8 protein-coding genes are annotated in these 17,960 nt (G+C 67.7%); 5 read left to right on the top strand and 3 right to left on the bottom strand.

Features of this window, described 5'->3' with window-relative positions:
- Window position 1 precedes the first annotated feature (1 nt).
- The 3 genes from RN02_RS26905 (at window position 2) to RN02_RS26915 (ending at window position 2,560) form a co-directional block, all read left to right on the top strand.
- Window positions 2-952: an alpha-E domain-containing protein gene (locus tag RN02_RS26905; protein ID WP_009618784.1), complete on the top strand. Its 951-nt coding sequence runs from the start codon at window positions 2-4 to the stop codon at window positions 950-952.
- On the top strand, window positions 949-1,746 hold the full coding sequence (locus RN02_RS26910) for a transglutaminase family protein (protein WP_043318217.1): 798 nt from the start codon (window positions 949-951) through the stop codon (window positions 1,744-1,746). The genes RN02_RS26905 and RN02_RS26910 overlap by 4 nt, the downstream gene beginning before the upstream one ends.
- A gap of 79 nt (window positions 1,747-1,825) precedes the next feature.
- Window positions 1,826-2,560: a proteasome-type protease gene (locus RN02_RS26915; protein WP_009618786.1), complete on the top strand. Its 735-nt coding sequence runs from the start codon at window positions 1,826-1,828 to the stop codon at window positions 2,558-2,560.
- Between the two features lie 692 nt (window positions 2,561-3,252).
- Here the strand turns inward: RN02_RS26915 and RN02_RS26920 are convergent.
- From RN02_RS26920 to RN02_RS26930, 3 genes are all read right to left on the bottom strand, one after another.
- The gene (locus RN02_RS26920) at window positions 3,253-4,599 is read right to left on the bottom strand and encodes an HlyD family type I secretion periplasmic adaptor subunit (RefSeq protein ID WP_052267881.1); all 1,347 of its coding nucleotides are present in this window, start codon (window positions 4,597-4,599) and stop codon (window positions 3,253-3,255) included.
- A 4-nt stretch (window positions 4,600-4,603) separates the two neighbouring features.
- A complete protein-coding gene (locus RN02_RS26925) occupies window positions 4,604-6,766 on the bottom strand; it encodes a type I secretion system permease/ATPase (RefSeq protein ID WP_043318226.1) in 2,163 nt (720 codons plus the stop codon).
- A 105-nt stretch (window positions 6,767-6,871) separates the two neighbouring features.
- Complete coding sequence (locus tag RN02_RS26930) at window positions 6,872-8,230, bottom strand: TolC family outer membrane protein (RefSeq protein ID WP_009618789.1); 1,359 nt, start codon at window positions 8,228-8,230, stop codon at window positions 6,872-6,874.
- A gap of 480 nt (window positions 8,231-8,710) precedes the next feature.
- Between RN02_RS26930 and RN02_RS26935 the strand changes: the two genes are divergently transcribed.
- Together RN02_RS26935 and RN02_RS26940 are read left to right on the top strand one after the other, a co-directional pair.
- Window positions 8,711-16,144, top strand: coding sequence for a retention module-containing protein (locus RN02_RS26935; RefSeq protein ID WP_043318220.1), 7,434 nt, complete (start codon window positions 8,711-8,713; stop codon window positions 16,142-16,144).
- Between the two features lie 168 nt (window positions 16,145-16,312).
- Window positions 16,313-17,497 (top strand): thiolase family protein, encoded by a 1,185-nt coding sequence (locus tag RN02_RS26940; RefSeq protein WP_009618792.1) that lies wholly within the window; start codon window positions 16,313-16,315, stop codon window positions 17,495-17,497.
- Window positions 17,498-17,960: the final 463 nt, after the last annotated feature.

Below are 17,960 nucleotides of genomic sequence, written 5' to 3' on the forward strand. Positions count from 1 at the left end.
CATGCTGAGCCGTACCGCAGCCGACCTGTACTGGATGTCCCGCTACCTGGAGCGCGCGGAGAACCTCGCGCGCATGCTCGACGTGAGCTATTCGCTGTCGCTGATGCCGGCGGACGACCGCGGCGGCGGCGCCGACGAACTGGCCATGCCGCTTTTGATCACCGGCACCATGGACGACTACCTGGAGCGCCACGGGAAGATGCAGCCCGAGCGCATGCTGCATTTCTTCGCCCTCGACGCCGACAACCCGGCGAGCATCTACCGCTGCCTGCAGGCCGCCCGCGGCAACGCCCACGCGGTGCGCGGGCGGATCACCGCGGACATCTGGGAGAACATCAACGCCACCTGGCTGGAGATGCGCAGCATCGCCCAGCAGGGCCTAGGCCGCTATGGCATCAGCCGCTTCTGCGAATGGGTCAAGGAGCGCTCGTACCTGTTCCGCGGCGCCACCTACGGCACCATCATGCGCGGCGAGGCCTCCAGCTTCATCCGCCTGGGCACCTTCATCGAACGCGCCGACAACACCCTGCGCCTGCTCGACGCCCGCTACGAACTGCTCGGCGAGGAGGCCGAGGAGGTCAGCGACACCTCGGCGCGCGGCTACTACCAGTGGAGCGCGCTGTTGCGCGCGTTGTCCTCCTTCGAAGCCTACAACGAGATCTACCGTGGCTCGCCCGATGCTCGCCAGGTGTCCGAACTGCTGCTCTTGCGTGCCGAGGTGCCGCGTTCCCTGCAAGCCTGCGTGGAGGAACTGGACGGCATCCTATCCACCTTGCCCGGCGACAACGGCCGCCCGGCGCAGCGCCTGGCCGCCGAATTGGCCGCGCGCCTGCGCTACACGGCGATCGACGAAATCCTCGGTGACGGCCTGCACGCCTGGCTCACCGACTTCATTTTGCTGATCCGCCAACTGGCCCGGGCAATCCACAGTTCCTATCTGGAGGCCGTATGAAACTCGCCATCAGCCACGACACCACCTACCGCTACGACGACCCGGTGCGCGCCAGCATCCAGTACCTGCGCCTGACGCCCCAGGAAAGCGAGCGCCAGCACGTGCTCGCCTGGGAGCTCACGCTGCCGCGCCCGGCCCGCGCCCAGCGCGACCCCTACGGCAACGTGCTGCACGTGCTGAGCATCGACGAACCCCACGAGGCCGTGGTGATCCGCGCCCGCGGCCTGGTGGAGATCGACGAGAGCCGCGAGGCCGAGCACGACGACCAGTCGCCGCTGCCGTTCCTGCGCTTCACCCGCCTGACCACCCCGGACGACGCCCTGCGCGCCTTCGCCCTGGCGCAGTGCGGCGAGGCCCGCGACCGCAACGCGCTGATCAGGCTGATGCATGCCCTGCACGCGCAGATGCCGTTCCAGCCGGGCGCCACCGGCGTCGAAAGCACCGCGGCCGAAGCCTTCGCCGGCGGCGCCGGGGTCTGCCAGGACCACACCCATGCCTTCCTCGCCTGCGCGCGCAGCCTGGGCATTCCGGCGCGCTTCGTCTCCGGCTACCTGTACCGCGGCAGCGACCGGGACCTGGCCAGCCACGCCTGGGCCGAGGCCTGGCTGGACGACGCCTGGTACAGCTTCGACGTGACCAACGAACTGGCGCGCCCGGAGCGCCACCTGAAGCTGGCGGTGGGCCTGGACTACCTGGACGCCTGCCCGGTGCGCGGCATGCGCCGCGGCAGCGGCCTGGGCGAGCAGATGCACGCGCGGGTGGTGGTGGCGCCGCTGCTGCGCAGCCAGCAGTGAGGCCGGCGGGGAGGCTGCCACGGGATGGAAACCCGTGGTGGTCTAGTATTGCCGGGCAACCCCTGAAGAAGGCCATCCCATGACCTATTGCGTAGCCATGTGCCTGGACGAGGGCCTGGTGTTCGCCTCGGACTCGCGGACCAACGCCGGCATCGACCACATCGCCACCTTCCGCAAGCTGTTCACCTTCGGGGTGCCCGGCGAGCGCCTGATCGTGCTGCAGAGCGCCGGCAACCTGGCCACCTCGCAGTCGGTGGTGAACCTGCTGAAGCAGCGCCTGGACGATGCCAGCCAGGTGAACCTGCACAGCGTGCCGACCCTCTACGAAGCCACCGCGCTGGTGGCCGCCACCGTGCGCGAAGTGGTGGCCCGCGACGCCGCGCCCCTGGCCGGCAACACCGACCTGACCTGCTCCTTCCTGGTCGGCGGGCAGATCGCCGGCGGCCCGCCGGAGCTGTACAGCATCTACCCCCAGGGCAACTTCATCCAGGCCACCGAAGACACGCCCTTCCTGCAACTGGGCGAGAGCAAGTACGGCAAGCCGATCCTCGACCGCAACCTGGAATTCACCACCAGCCTGGCCGAGGGCCTGCGTTGCGCGCTGGTGTCCTTCGACTCGACGATCCGCAGCAACCTCTCGGTGGGCATGCCGCTGGACCTGCTGGTGTACCACCGTGACAGCCTGATCGTCCCGGCGGGCTACCGGGTGACGGAGGAGGATGCGTACTACGCGAGCATCCGCAAGCAATGGTCGGCGGGGTTGCATGAGCTGCTGGCGGAGCTGCCGGCGCCGCCGGTGGAGTACAACATCTAGCGGAGGGTGTTGGGTTCAAGAGCGCCCTCTCCCCAACCCTCTCCCGCAAGCGGGAGAGGGGGCTGTCCTGAGCGGGGTTGGAGTCAGGCACCATCCTCCACCCTCGTCATTCCCGCGAACGCGGGAACCCAGTGACGGGTGGTTGGGTTCGCGAGCAAGCTCGCTCCTACGAAGAGCAAAGCAGCTCTGCTCTGGCTTTTGGGACTTCCAGAGAAACCTCCGCGCACTCCGAACGCCCCTTCAGAAGGCCGAGCGAAACCGGCGCTCAGGAGGTCATGCGACATGGATGTCGCGAGAGCCCCGCGGGCTACAGGGACGTACCCTCGGGGCGGGCCTCCGTGGCGGGGGAATTCGTGAGGGTAGCCCGACTCTGTCGGGCCCGTATGTCGGGGCAAGCCTTTTTGGTTCCTTTTGTGGCGTTTGACAAAAGGGACTCGCCCGAGGGGGCGAAACAAGACGGTCGGGCAGACTCGGAGCGGCGCAGAAACACCCAAGCCAAGGCAGCTGGGTTCCCGCGTTCGCGGGAATGACGAGGGGGAGTGAGGAGTTTCAGGATGACTCCAGATTTTCCGCCTACTCAGGACAGCCCCCTCTCCCTTCAGGGAGAGGGCTGGGGAGAGGGCGCTCTTCCCCCCAACACCACAGCCCCCGGCAAACCCCATTCGCAAGCAAGCTCGCCCCCACAACACCCCTCACCGCTCCCGCAACGCCTCCCACCGCGCCTTCAGCACCGGCTTGAGCAAATAATCCAACACACTCTTCTCGCCCGTGATGATGTCCACCGTCGCCACCATCCCCGGAATGATCAGCAGCGGCTTGTTGTCCGGCCCCAGATGATTCTTGTCGGTGCGCACCTGGATCAGGTAGAAGGCGTTGCCCTTGTCGTCGGTGATGGTGTCCGCGCTGATCATCTCCAGCTTGGCCTTCAGGCCGCCGTAGATGGTGTAGTCGTAGGCGCTGAACTTCACCGTGGCCGGCTGGCCGGGGTGGAGGAAGGCCACGTCCTGCGGGCGGATCTTCGCTTCCACCAGCAGGTTGTCCTCCAGCGGGACGATTTCCACCATGTCGCTGCCCGGCTGCACCACGCCGCCGATGGTGTTGACCTTCAGCTGCTTGACGATGCCGCGCACCGGCGACACCACGGTGGTGCGGCTGACCTTGTCGTCGATGGCGCGGCTGGTGGCGGTGAGCTTGTTCAGCTCGGTGCGGGCCTCGTTGAGGTCTTTCAGGGCGTCGGTGCGGAAGCCCTGGCGCGACTCGTCGATCTTCCGCGCGATCTCCTGCATGGCCGCCTCGGCGCGGGGGATGGCCAGGGTGGTGGCGTTCAGCTCGCCGTTGATCTCCACCACGCTGCGGCGCAGGCGCAGCAGTTCCACCGGGGAGATGGCGCCGCTCTTGACCAGCGGCGTGGACATGTTCAGCTCCTGCTGCACCAGGCCGAGGCTGGAACGGTACTGCTGGGCCTTGGCGCGGAATTCCTGCAGTTCCTGGGTCTTCTGCCGCAGCTGTTCCTGGAGGATGCTCACCTCGCTGGCCTGGCGCGCCTGGCGGCTGTGGTAGAGCTGCAGCTGGTCGTCGACCACCTGCGGCGCGGTCTGCTTCAGGGCGTCGGAGAAGGCCGGCTCGCGGCCCTCGGCCTCGGCGCTCAGGCGTTCCACCCGGGCCTCCAGGGCGTTGCGGTCGGCCTCGGTCTCGCCCTTGTTGGAGGCGAAGCGGGTGTCGTCCAGGCGCAGCAGGGTCTGGCCCTTGTCCACCACCTGGCCTTCGTGGACGAAGATTTCCGAGACGATGCCGCCCTCCAGGTTCTGGATGGTCTGCACCTTGCTGGAGGGGATGGCCTTGCCTTCGCCCTTGGTGACTTCCTCCAGGTGCGCGTAGTGCGCCCAGGCCAGCGCGCAGACCAGCAGCGCGAGCACCGCCCAGAGGGTGATGCGCGCCGCCAGCGGCGAGTCCTCCAGCACCGTGCCCTGGACCTCGGGCATGAACTCGGTGTCGCTGCGGCCGCCGAAGTAGCCCGGCGTCGGTTGCATGCTGCTCATGGCTTCACCCCGCTGCCGGGCCGACGTGGCCCTTGCGCAATGCTTCGATCACCGCTTCCTTCGGCCCGTCGGCGACGATGCGCCCGGCGTCGAGGACGATCAGCCGATCGACCAGGGCGAGCATCGAGGTGCGGTGGGTGACCAGCAGCAGCGTCTTGCCCGCGCAGCACGCCTGCAGGCGCCGGCGCAGGGCTTCCTCGCTGCTGTTGTCCATGGCGCTGGTGGGCTCGTCGAGCACCAGGATCGGCGGGTCCAGCAGCAGCGCGCGGGCCATCAGCACGGCCTGGCGCTGGCCGCCGGAAAGCAGCTGGCCGCGCTCGCCCACCGGGCGGTCGAAGCCGGCCGGATGCTGCCGGGCCAGTTCGCTGACGCCGGTCAGCTCGGCCACCTCCAGCATGCGTGCGTCGCCGACGTAGCGCGCGCCCAGGGTCAGGTTGTCGCGCAGGCTGCCGGCCAGCAGCGGCAGGTCGTGGGCCACGTAGCCCACTTGCTGGCGCAGGTCGGCCACGTCTATCTGCCGCAGGTCCAGGCCGTCGAGCAGGATCTGCCCCTCATCCGGCTGGTAGAAGCCCAGCAGCAGGCGCGCCAGGGTGCTCTTGCCCGAGCCGCTGCGGCCGATCAGCCCGACCTTCTCGCCGGGGGCCAGGCGCAGGCCGATCTGGCTCAGCGCCGCGGCGTTCTGTTCGGGGTAGCGGAATTCCACCTGGCGCATCTCCAGCGCGCCGTGCAGCTGGGTGCGCTCCAGCGGGCGCTGGCTGGCCTGGCGCTCCTGGGGCAGGGCCATGAGCGCGTCGGTGCTCTTCATGGTCAGGCGCGCCTGCTGGTGGCGGGTGATCAGCCCGGCGATCTGCCCCAGCGGCGCCAGCACCCGGCTGTTGAGCATGTAGCAGGCGACCAGGGCGCCGACGCTGAGCTGGCCGTCGAGGATGGCGTAGACGCCGCAGATGATCAGGGCCATGCCGGCGAACTGCTGGACGAACAGGGTGCCGTTGGTGGCCAGGGTGGCGAGGAAGCGGGCGTGGTTGTCCAGGCGGGTGAGGGCGCCGTGGGTGGCTTCCCAGCGGTACTGCCGCTCGCTCTCGGCGCCGCAGGCCTTGAGCGTTTCCAGGCCGCCGAGGGTCTCGATCAGCAGGGCCTGGCGCTCGGCGCCGAGGGTCAGGCTCTTCTGCACGGTGTCGCGCAGGCGCACCTGGATCAGGTAGGCGAAGCCGATGGTCAGCGGGAAGGCCAGCAGCGGCACCGCCACCAGAGCGCCGCCGAGCAGACCGATGACCACGATCATCAGCAGCGAGAAGGGCAGGTCGATGAGGCTGGTGAGGGTCAGCGCGGTGAGGAATTCGCGCAGGCCCTGGAAGTCGTGGATGCTCTGGGCGAAGCCGCCGACCGTGGCCGGGCGGAACTTCATGGCCATGCCGGTGATGCGCTCGAACAGGGTGGCCGAGAGCACCACGTCGGTCTTCTTCCCGGCCATGTCCAGCAGGTGCGAGCGCAGCACCCGCAGCAGCAGCTCGAAGAGGGTGCCCAGCAGCAGTCCGCTGGCCAGCACCCAGAGGGTGGAGATGGCCTGGTTGGGCACCACTCGGTCGTAGGTCTGCATGACGAACAGCGGCACCAGCATGCTCAGCAGGTTGATCAGCAGGCTCGCCACCAGGGCGTCGGTGTAGAGCCAGCGCGACAGCTTGAGGGTGTCGCGGAACCAGGCCTCGACCCGCGGCACCAGCGGCTGGCGCGCCGCTTCCAGCTCGTGGCGCGGGCGGGCGAACAGGGCCAGGCCGCTGTACTGCGCGGCCAGCTCCTCGGTGCCCACCCACTGCTCGCCGCCCTCGGTCTCGCAGGGCAGGATCAGCGCCTGGCCGTCCGCGCCCCACTGGCGCAGCACCGCGCTGCGCCCGCCTTCAAGCAGCAGCAGTACCGGCAGGTTGAGCGCCGGTATGGCCTTCAGCTCGCGGCGCAGCAGGCGCCCCTGCAGGCCGGCGCGGGCCGCGGCGCGGGGCAGCAGCTCGGCGTTCAGGCGTTGCTGCGGCAACGGCAGGCCGGCGCTCAGGCTGGTGCGGCTGACCGAGCAGCCGTGCAGGCGGCAGAGGATCAGCAGGCCGTCGAGCAGGGGGTCGTCGTGGCTCAGGCGGGGGTCGTCCGCTGCGGGGTTGCCGCGCTCCTGGATGATCATGGTCACGCTACTTCTCCCGGGCTTCTGCGAGCCCCGTGCGGCCGCCGCGCCCCGCAGGCGCCGCCGGCCGGGCGGGCCGGCGGCGGACGCGGGGCGGGCAGGGCCTTATTTCATGTCGGGCAGGCGTGTCTCGGTCTTCACGTCGGACAGCGCCACGCCCTCATGGGGCGGCACGACGTTCTGCGAGCGCAGCAGGGCGCCCATGGCGGCCAGCACGCGGTAGCGCGAGTACTCCTCGGTGTAGCGCACCTGGGTGTAGCGGCGGTTGGCGGTGAAGAGTTCGTTCTCGCTGTCCAGCAGGTCGAGCAGCGTGCGCTGGCCGAGGGTGAACTGCTGCTGGTAGGCCTCGCGGACCTTGCGCGTGTAGTCGGCGTATTCGCGCGCCGGGCCGGTCTGCTTGCTGGCGTTCTCCATGGCGTCCCAGGCCAGCGAGAGGTTCTCGTTGAGCAGGCGCAGGGCGTTGTCGCGGACGTCCTTGGCCTCGTCGATCTGGTGCGAGGTGGCGCCGAGGCGGTTCTTGTCGCGCATGCCGTTGAACAGGTTGTAGCGCATCACCACCTGGGCTTCCCAGTCGTTGTAGTGGCCCACTTCGCCGTCGACGTTGTTGTTCGCCGCCTTCGACAGTTCCAGGTCGAAGCGCGGGTAGAAGGGCGACTTGGCCGCCTCGTACTGCTTCTCGGCGGCATTCACGTCGGCCTGGGCCGATTTGAGCAGCGGGTTGTTGCTCAGCACTTCCTGGCGCGCCTTGTTGATGTCGCTGGGCACCAGGGCCTTGACGGTGGAGGGCGTCTCCAACTCGTCGGGCTGCTTGCCCACGGCGCTGTAGAAGTTGGCCTCGGCGTCGCGCAGGTCGACTTCCTCGGTGTAGAGGTTGTTCTGCGCCAGGGCCAGGCGCGCGGTGGCCTGGTCGTTGTCGGCGGTGCTGCCGACGCCCTGCTGGCTGCGCATGCGGATCTGGTCGCCGATGCGCTGGTGGGCCTGCAGGTTGTTGCGCGCCAGGCTCACCATCTCGCGGTGCTGCAGCACGTTGAGGTAGACCTCGACGGTGCGCAGCGCGGCGTTCTCCGAGGTGCCCAGCACGCGGAACGCCTTGGAATTGACGTTGGCCTCGTTGCGCGCCACCTCGTTGGGCGTGGCGAAGCCGTCGAACAGCATCTGCTGCAGGCGGATCTCGGCGTCGCCGCGGTTGAGCGTCTCCTTGTTGTGGTTGCCTTCCTGACGGGTAGAGGGGCTATCGACGCCTTCGCGGCCGTAACCCAGCAGTAGATCGACGGTGGGCAGGTAGCCGCCGCGGGCGATCTTCAGTTCCTGGTCTGCGGTCAGCCGGCTGTTCATGCTCTGGCTGATCTCCGGGTGATATTGCAGGGTGCTCTGTATGGCTTGGGTCAGGCTCATCGCGTTGGCTTGAGCGCAGGTGGCCGCCAGAAATACACCGCTCCATAGCGTCGCGTTACGACTGCGCATGGCGTTCTCCTGGTGTTCTCGACTTCGATGCTCTTGCAATTCGCCAAAAACTTGGCTTTTTTCTGATATCAAGCGTTTCACGCCTGTAACATCAGAGCTAAGAACAACTTTTCGCGAACCTCAGAAGAATTTTTCACATCCCATATTCAGAAAAAGTCTTATGACACCTGTGAAAAGCGGCACATTGTAAAACTCGCAAACCCTGATTTTTCTTGGCTATGGGGACGAATAGGGCTTGCACATACAGCCATGTACGTTTCAGGCGGCTAGGGCGGGCGTTTCCGCGAAGTACCGAAGCAAGCGTGGTCAAAAAAATGGCGGATTCATCCGCTGGCTTTTTGATGCCAAAGCGCCTTCAGGCTTCCGCTTCCCTCTACGCATCACTGCGCGCCGGTGACGGCATGGCCAACTCGGAGGTCTTGGGTGCCGCCGGAGGCGGCGCCGGTCGGCAAGCGCAGAGTAAGCGCGGAGGATGCAGTCATGGCCAGCTTGGTAGGTATCGTCAGCAAGGCGGTGGGCGAGGTCTTCGCCGTGGCCGCGGATGGTTCGCGTCGCATCCTGCACCAGGGCGACAAGCTGTTCGTCGGCGAACAACTGGTGACCGGGCACGAAGGTGCCGTGGCCGTGGCGATCGCCGGCGGCGGCGAACTCACCCTGGGGCGCGACAGTTCGATGCCGATGAGCAATCAACTGGTCGCCGCCGCCCACCACCAGTACGCGGACAGCGCGCCGGCGCAGGCGCCGGTCGCGCCCAGCCAGCAGGACATCACCGACGTCAAGGCGCTGCAGGCGGCCATCGCCGCCGGGCAGGACCCGAGCCAGGTGGCCGAGGCCACCGCGGCCGGGCCGTCGTTCTCCGCCGGCGGCAACGCCAAGGCCGGTGGCGGGCACTCCTTCGTGCTGCTGACCGAGATCGGCGGCCACATCGATCCGGACATCGGCTTCCCCACCGGGCCCCTGGCCAGCGGCCCGCTGTTCCCGCGGCTGTTCGACGGCATACCCAGCCCCGAGCAGGCACAGGCGGCGCCGCCGACCCCGCCGGAACCGCCGACCCCGCCCGTCGACGGCGTGCCCAGCGCGGGCAACGCCAGCGCCGTGGTGGATGAAGACGGCCTGCCCGGCGGCATCCAAGGCAACGACGGCCTGCCCGGCGTCGGCGCCAGCGCTTCCGGCAGCCTCGGCTACGATTTCGGCGCCGACGGCCCCGGGACCTTCGCCTGGGGCACCAGCGGCCTGCCGGCGCTGACCTCCGGCGGCGTGGCCCTGAGCTACAGCGTGAGCCCCGACGGCCACGTGCTGACGGCCTCGGCCAATGGCCAGACGGTGTTCACCCTGAGCCTCACCAACCTCGCCAACGGCACCTATGAACTGGTCCTGCAGCAGCCGCTGGACCACCCGCAGCACGGCGTCGAAGACGACATCGCCCTCAGCGTCCCCTACACCCTGACCGACGGCAACGGCACGCCCGTTGGCGGCAACCTGGCCATCCTCATCAACGACGACAGCCCCACCGCCGGCCTGGCCCTGGAGGGCGAGGCGCCGAGCCTGCTCAGCCATGACGAAGGCACCCGCGGCGGCGCTTCGGAGAGCGTCTCGGCGGACTTCGCCAGCGCCTTCAAGGCGACCCTGGCCTATGGCGCCGACGGCGCGGGCAGCGTGGCCTGGCACTACAGCCTGACCGTCACCAGCCAGGGCGAGGCCTCGGGCCTGAGCAGCGGCGGCCAGGGTATCCACCTCTACCTGATCGATGGCGTGGTGGTGGGCTCCACCGCCGCCAGCGCCGGCGCGGTCAGCAGCGCCAACACCGTCTTCTCGCTGGCGGTGGACGCCGCCAGCGGCAAGGTCACCCTGACCCAGTACGCCGCCATCGACCACGCCCTGCCCGGGGACACCAGCGGCTTCGACAGCCAGCAGGTCTCCCTCGGCAGCGACCTGGTTCAACTGCAGGGCAGCGTCACCATCACCGACCGTGACGGCGACCCGGCCAGCGCCAGCCAGAACCTCGACCTGGGCGGCCGGATCGGCTTCGCCGACGACGGCCCGAGCATCGGCATCGGCGCCAGCGGCGCGCTGCTCGGCAACCTGGTGACCCAGGACGCCGACACCATCGGCAGCAACTTCGACACCGCCACCACCAGCTTCGCCGCGGCCTTCGCCATCACTTCGCAGAACGCTGGCGCCGACGGCCCGGCCGCGGTGAACTGGAGCTACGCGCTGAAGCTGGACGTGGCCGAAGGCAGCCAATCGGGGCTGAACAGTGCCGGGCAGAAGATTTACCTGTACGAGCAGAACGGCCAGATCATCGGCAGCACCGCCAGCAGTGAAGGTGGCGTGAATGCCAGCAACACCATCTTCAACCTGAAGGTCGACGGCAGCGGCAACGTCACCCTGACGCAATATGCCGAGATCGATCACCCGCTACCGGGCGCGACCAGCGACTACGCGACCCAGCAGACCCCCCTCGGCACCGGGTTGGTCAGCTTGCAGGCCACCGCCACCATCACCGATTACGACGGCGACAAGGCCTCGTCCAGCGCCAGCATCGACCTGGGCGGCAAGGTGGCCTTCGACGACGACGGCCCCTCCATCTGCATCGACCTCAGCGGTAAGGTTCCGGTGCTGCTGCACACCCAGGACGCCGACACCATCGGCAGCAACTTCGACACCGCCACCACCAGCTTCGCCGCGGCCTTTGCCATCACTTCGCAGAACGCTGGCGCCGACGGCCCGGCCGCGGTGAGCTGGAGCTACGCGCTGAAGCTGGACGTGGCCGAAGGCACCGAGTCGGGGCTGAACAGTGCAGGGCAGAAGATTTATCTGTACGAGCAGAATGGCCAGATCATCGGTAGCACTTCCAGCACCGAAGCCGGCATCGATTCCAGCAACACCATCTTCAACCTGAAGGTCGACGGCAGCGGCAATGTCACCCTGACGCAATACGCCGAGATCGACCATGCATTGCCGGGCGCGACCAGCAACTATGCCGCGCAGCAGGCCTTCCTCGGCACCGGCCTGGTCAGCCTGGATGCCAGCGCGACCATCACCGATTACGACGGTGACAAGGCCTCGTCCAGCGCCAGCATCGATCTGGGCGGCAAGGTGGCCTTCGACGACGACGGCCCGTCCATCTGCATCGATCTCAGCGGTAAGGTTCCGGTGCTGCTGCACACCCAGGACGCCGACACCATCGGCAGCAACTTCGACACCGCCACCACCAGCTTCGCCGCCGCCTTCGCCATCACCTCGCAGAGCGCCGGCGCCGATACCCCGGCCGCGGTGAGCTGGAGCTACGCGCTGAAACTGGACGTGGCCGAAGGCACCCAGTCGGGGCTGAACAGTGCCGGGCAGAAGATTTATCTGTACGAGCAGAATGGCCAGATCATCGGTAGCACCGCCAGCAGTGAAGGTGGCGTGAATGCCAGCAACACCATCTTCAACCTGAAGGTGGACGGCAGCGGCAATGTCACCCTCACGCAATACGCCGAGATCGATCACGCGTTGCCGGGTGCCACGAGTAACTATGCCGCGCAGCAGGCCTTCCTCGGCACCGGTCTGGTGAGCCTGGACGCCACCGCGACCATCACTGATTACGACGGTGACAAGGCCACGTCCACGGCCTCCCTGGATTTGGGCAACAAGGTCGCCTTCGACGACGACGGCCCGAGCATCAGCGTGGGCCTGAGCGGCAACGCTCCCGTGCTGCTGCATACCCAGGACGCCGACACCATCGGTGCGAACTTCGACACTGCTACCACCAGCTTCGCCGCAGCCTTCGCCATCACCTCTCAAAGCGCTGGCGCCGATACTCCGGCCGCGGTGAGTTGGAGCTATGCGCTGAAGCTGGACGTGGCCGAAGGCACCCAATCGGGCCTGAACAGTGCGGGGCAGAAGATCTACCTGTACGAGCAGAACGGCCAGATCATCGGCAGCACCTCGAACACCGAAGGCGGGGTGAATGCCAGCAACACCATCTTCAACCTGAAGGTGGATGGCAGCGGCAGTGTCACCCTGACGCAGTACGCCGAAATCGATCACGCGTTGCCGGGCGCGACCAGCAACTATGCGACCCAGCAGACCTCCCTCGGCACTGGCCTGGTGAGCCTGCAGGCCAGCGCCACCATCACCGACTACGATGGCGACAAGGCCAGCTCCACGGCCTCGCTCGACCTGGGCAACAAGGTCGCGTTCGACGACGATGGCCCTTCCATCTGCATCGACCTCAGCGGCAGCAAGCCCATCGTGCTGCTGACCCATGACGCGGACACCATCGGTGCGAACTTCGACACCGCCACCACCAGCTTCGCCGCGGCCTTTGCCATCACCTCGCAGAGTGCCGGCGCCGATACCCCGGCCGCGGTGAACTGGAGCTACGCGCTGAAGCTGGATGTGGCCGAAGGCACCCAATCGGGCCTGAACAGTGCGGGGCAGAAGATTTATCTGTACGAACAGAACGGTCAGATCATCGGCAGCACCTCGAACACCGAAGGCGGGGTGAATGCCAGCAACACCATCTTCAACCTGAAGGTGGATGGCAGCGGCAACGTCACCCTGACGCAGTACGCCGAAATCGACCACGCGCTGCCGGGCGCCACCAGCAACTACGCCACCCAGCAGGCCCCTCTGGCCACCGGCCTGGTGAGCCTGCAGGCCACCGCGACCATCACCGACTACGACGGCGACAAGGCCAGCTCCACGGCCTCGCTGGACCTGGGCAACAAGGTGGCCTTCGCCGACGACGGCCCGTCCATCAGCGTCGGCCTGGGCAGCCAGTCGGTGCTGGTGCAGACCCAGGACGCCGACACCATAGGCGCCAACTCCGACACCGCCAGCGGCGACTTCACCGGCGCCTTCGTCATCACCTCGCAGAGCGCCGGCGCCGATGCCCCGGCCTCCGCCGTGAGCTGGAGCTACAGCCTCAAGCTGCTGGCCGGGCAGGGCGCCGACAGCGGGCTGAGCAGCGGCAACGCGACCATCCACCTTTACGACGTCGGCGGCAAGATCGTCGGCAGCACCGCCACCAGCCTGCAGGGCGTGACCACGGCCAACACCGTGTTCGACCTGCGCCTGGACGGCAACAGCGGCAAGGTGATCCTCACCCAGTACTCGGCCATCCAGCACGACGGGCCGGGGGCTTCCGGCAACTACGACAGCCAGGTGGCCTGGCTGAAGGCCGGGCTGGTCGGCCTGGAAGGCACCGCCAGCATCACCGACTACGACGGCGACAAGGCCAGCAGCAGCCAGACCCTCGACCTGGGCAACAAGATCGGCTTTGCCGACGACGGCCCCACCGCGGTGGACGACCACCCGGCATGCCTGCTGGTGCAGCCGCCGCCGGCGGTCAACCTGACGCTGGTGCTCGACGTCTCCGGCAGCATGCAGGGCAGCAAGCTGGCCCAGGCCAAGGCCGCGCTGATCAACATGCTGCACGAGTACGCGTCCATGGGCCTGCTGATCCAGGTCTCGCTGATCAGCTTCGCCACCTCGGCCAGCGCCGCCAGCCACTACAGCTTCGACGACGCCGGCGACAGCGGCTACACCAGCTTGGTGAACGCCATCAACGGCCTGCAGGCCGGCGGCAACACCAACTACGAGGCCGCCCTGAACCGCGCCCAGACCAGCATCAACGCCGACCTGAACGCGCCGGGGGCCGACCCCGCGGCGATCAACCGGGTGTACTTCATCTCCGATGGGCAGCCCACCACCGGTAGCACCAACGCTGCGCTGAACGCCTGGCAGAGCTTCCTCGCGGCGCACAACGGCAGCACCAACAACGTCGAGGCCTTCGCCGTCGGCGTCGGCACCTCCATCACCGACCAGGACCTGGTGCGGGTGGACAGCCACGGCACGCCGGTCATCGTCACCGACCCCAGCGACCTCAGCGCCACCCTGGTCAACCTCAGCCACCTCGACGCGGTCAGCGGCAACGTGCTGGCCAACGACCTGCCGGTCAGCGCCGACGGCACCGTGCGCATCACCCAGGTGAGCATCGGCGGCGAGACCTTCGCGGTGGACGCCAACGGCAACCTCACCAACCTCGACCCCAGCGCCAGCCATGCCACCGGCAGCTACAACGCCAGCAGCGGCCTGCTGACCATCAGCACCGACAACGGCACCCTGACGCTGTACCTGAAGGATGGCGGCGGCCACCACGCCGGCGACTACACCTACGCGGTCAAGGCCAGCGTGAGCTTCCCGGAAAGCGGGCAGATCAGCGAGTCGTTCCAGTACACCATCGTCGATGGCGACGGCGACACCGCCTCGGCCAACCTCGACATCTGCGTGAAATACGGCGCGCCGATCCTGGTGGTGGGCAGCAATGCCAGCGATACCGACGGCTCGACGACGCCCCACGTCGTGCCCAGCCCGCTCGGGCCGGACCACGGCACCATCGCCGGCAGCTTCGGCAACGACGTGCTGATCGGCGACGTGGGCGGCGTTTCCGTCACCACCACGCCCGGCAAGAACTACAACATCGCGCTGATCATCGACACCTCCGGCAGCATGGCCGACGCCTCCGGGACCACCGGGCTCAGCCGCATGGCCCTGGCCAAGGCGGCGCTGATCAACCTGCTGAACCAGATCAAGGGCCACGACGGCACCATCAACCTGGCCCTGGTGTCCTTCGCCGACGGCTCGACGCTGACCCAGGTGCATGGCCTGAACAGCACCAACGTCGCCACCCTGATCAGCGCCATCAACAGCCTCGGCGCCGTGGGCGGGACCAACTACGAGGCGGCGCTGAAGTCCACCGTCGACTGGTTCAACGCCACGGTGGGCGGGGGCGCCAACGCCGCCCACGACTACATCAACCTGGCGTTCTTCCTCACCGACGGCAACCCGACCACCTACATCGGTGACAGCAGCAACAGCGGCACCGTCACCAACTACCACGACATCAAGGACGCGCTGGACGTCGCCAACAACCTGCTCAACGGCGGCGGCCTGTTCAGCGGCAGCGACCATGTGTCGGTGAACGCCATCGGCATCGGCGACGGCATCAACAGCGGCATCCTGCAGTTCTTCGACAACACCAGCACCACGGGCACCGCCACCCTGCATTTCACCGGCAACACCCCGGACCTCACCGCCAACGTCGGCCAGCCGCAGATCATCAACACCGCCGAACAGCTGCAGACCGCGCTGCAGGAAGGCTTCAGCAACACCTCGCCGCAGGCGGTGGGCCACGACCACCTGGTCGGCGGCGACGGCAACGACATCCTCTTCGGCGACGTGATCAACACCGACGCCCTGAGCTGGACCGGGCACGCCGCCGGCACCCACAACGGCGCCGGCTACCAGGGCCTGGTGGACTACCTGACCGCCGCCAACGGCGGCGCCGCGCCGTCCCAGGGCCAGGTGACCAACTACATCGTCGCCCACGCCTATGAGCTCAACGTCGCCGGCGACACCCGCGGCGGCAACGACACCCTCGAAGGCGGCAAGGGCGACGACCTGCTGTTCGGCCAGGGCGGCAACGACACGCTGCTCGGCGGCGACGGCAACGACATCCTGTTCGGCGGCATGGGCGACGACACCCTCACCGGCGGCGCCGGCGCCGACCAGTTCGTCTGGCAGAAGGGCGAGGCCGGGCATGACGTGATCAAGGACTTCAACATAGGCGAGGGCGACTCGCTGAACCTGGCCGACCTGCTGCAGGGTGAGCACGCCACCGCCGATTCGTTGGCGCAGTACCTGACCTTCTCGGTCAACGCCACCACCTCGACCACCACCATCTCGGTGAACCCCACCGGCGCGACAGGGGGCGCGACGACCCAGAGCATCGACCTGGGCAACGTCGACCTGGTGGCCAAGTACACCGACCACCACGGCGGCGCCATCGTCTCCAGCGGCGACACCCACGCGGTGCTCAACGGCCTGCTGGCCGACCATGCGGTGAAGGTGGACACCGTCTGAGCGCGCCGCAAGGGCGCCCGCGACCGCCGCCTTCGGGCGGCGGTCGCGTATCCGCTGGGGGATGGCAGCGCATATCCGGGATGAATGATCGTCGCGCCCCGGCATTCGCTCGCCCTATGCTTGGCCGAGTGCACCTCCCCAATCGAACAACAAGCAACGAGGTTTCCCATGCGTGAAGTGGTGATCGTCGACAGCGTCCGTACCGGCCTGGCCAAGTCGTTCCGCGGCAAGTTCAACATGACCCGGCCCGACGACATGGTGGCCCACTGCATCGACGCGCTGCTGGCGCGCAACGGCCTGGACCCGCTGCTGGTGGACGACTGCGTGGTCGGCGCCGGCTCCAACGAGGGCGCCCAGGGCCACAACATCGGCCGCAACGCCGCGGTGCTGTCGAAGCTGGGCATCCACGTCGCCGGCATGACCCTCAACCGCTACTGCTCCTCGGGCCTGCAGGCCATCGCCATCGCCGCCAACCAGGTGGCCTCCGGCTGCAGCGACATCCTGGTGGCCGGCGGCGTCGAGTCCATCACCCTGACGGCCAAGTCGCGCAACACCGACCACTTCGTCAACCCGCGCCTGGAAGCGGAATTCCCGGGGATCTACTACCCCATGGGGCAGACCGCCGAGATCGTCGCCCGTCGCTACAACGTCACCCGCGAAGAGCAGGACCTCTACGCCCTGCAGAGCCAGCAGCGCACCGCCCGCGCCCAGGCCGAGGGCCTGTTCGACGACGAAATCGTGCCGATGAACGTGCGCTACGCCGTGGAAGACAAGGCCACCGGCGAGAAGAAGGTGGTCGAAGGCGTGGTCGATCGCGACGACTGCAACCGTCCGGACACCACCCTCGAAGGCCTCAACTCGCTGAAGCCGGTGTTCGCCGAAGACGGCTCGGTGACCGCCGGCAACGCCTCGCAACTCTCCGATGGCGCCTCCATGACCCTGGTGATGAGCCTGGACAAGGCCCTGGAACTGGGCCTCAAGCCCAAGGCCTTCTTCCGCGGCTTCACCGTGGCCGGCTGCGAGCCGGACGAGATGGGCATCGGCCCGGTGTTCTCGGTGCCCAAGCTGCTCAAGGCCCGCGGCCTGCAGATCGACGACATCGACCTGTGGGAGCTCAACGAAGCCTTCGCCTCGCAGTGCCTGTACGCGCGCAACCGCCTGGGCATCGACAACGAGAAGTACAACGTCAACGGCGGCTCCATCTCCATCGGCCACCCCTTCGGCATGACCGGCTCGCGCCAGGTCGGCCACCTGGTGCGCGAACTGCAGCGGCGCAACCTGCGCTACGGCATCGTGACCATGTGCGTGGGCGGCGGCATGGGCGCCACCGGCCTGTTCGAAGCGCTCCGCTGAGTCTGGCGGCCGTCCCCACGCAGGAGGGCCGATAGCGAAGCCCCGGCAGCGATGCCGGGGCTTTTTTCGTTGGGGAGGGGGTTTTTGTAGGAGCGAGGGGGGCGCCTAGCTCTTGCTCGCGAACGGAGTTTCCCGGCGGCATCATCGCTTGGGATTGACTCCGCTCCCTCTCCCCAGCCCTCTCCCTGAAGGGAGAGGGGGCTTGTCCGTGCCAGTGGGGAAGGACGGTTTCAGCCGGAAACTACCGTCGTGGCCGGCTGACTCCAGAACATCCAAGCACACCGAACGGTCCCCTCTCCCTTCAGGGAGAGGGTTAGGGAGAGGGCGTTCTTCAGGATGCACACCGAACCTGGCCAGCAGAACGTCCTTCGCGAGCAAGCTCGCTCCTATGTATGGACTCACCCCCACCGTCAACCCGCTTTTGAACATGAAAACCCGACTGCATCTATGTATTAGGCCTGTT

This window comes from Pseudomonas sp. PI1, assembly GCF_000812405.1.
Lineage (GTDB): Bacteria > Pseudomonadota > Gammaproteobacteria > Pseudomonadales > Pseudomonadaceae > Pseudomonas > Pseudomonas citronellolis.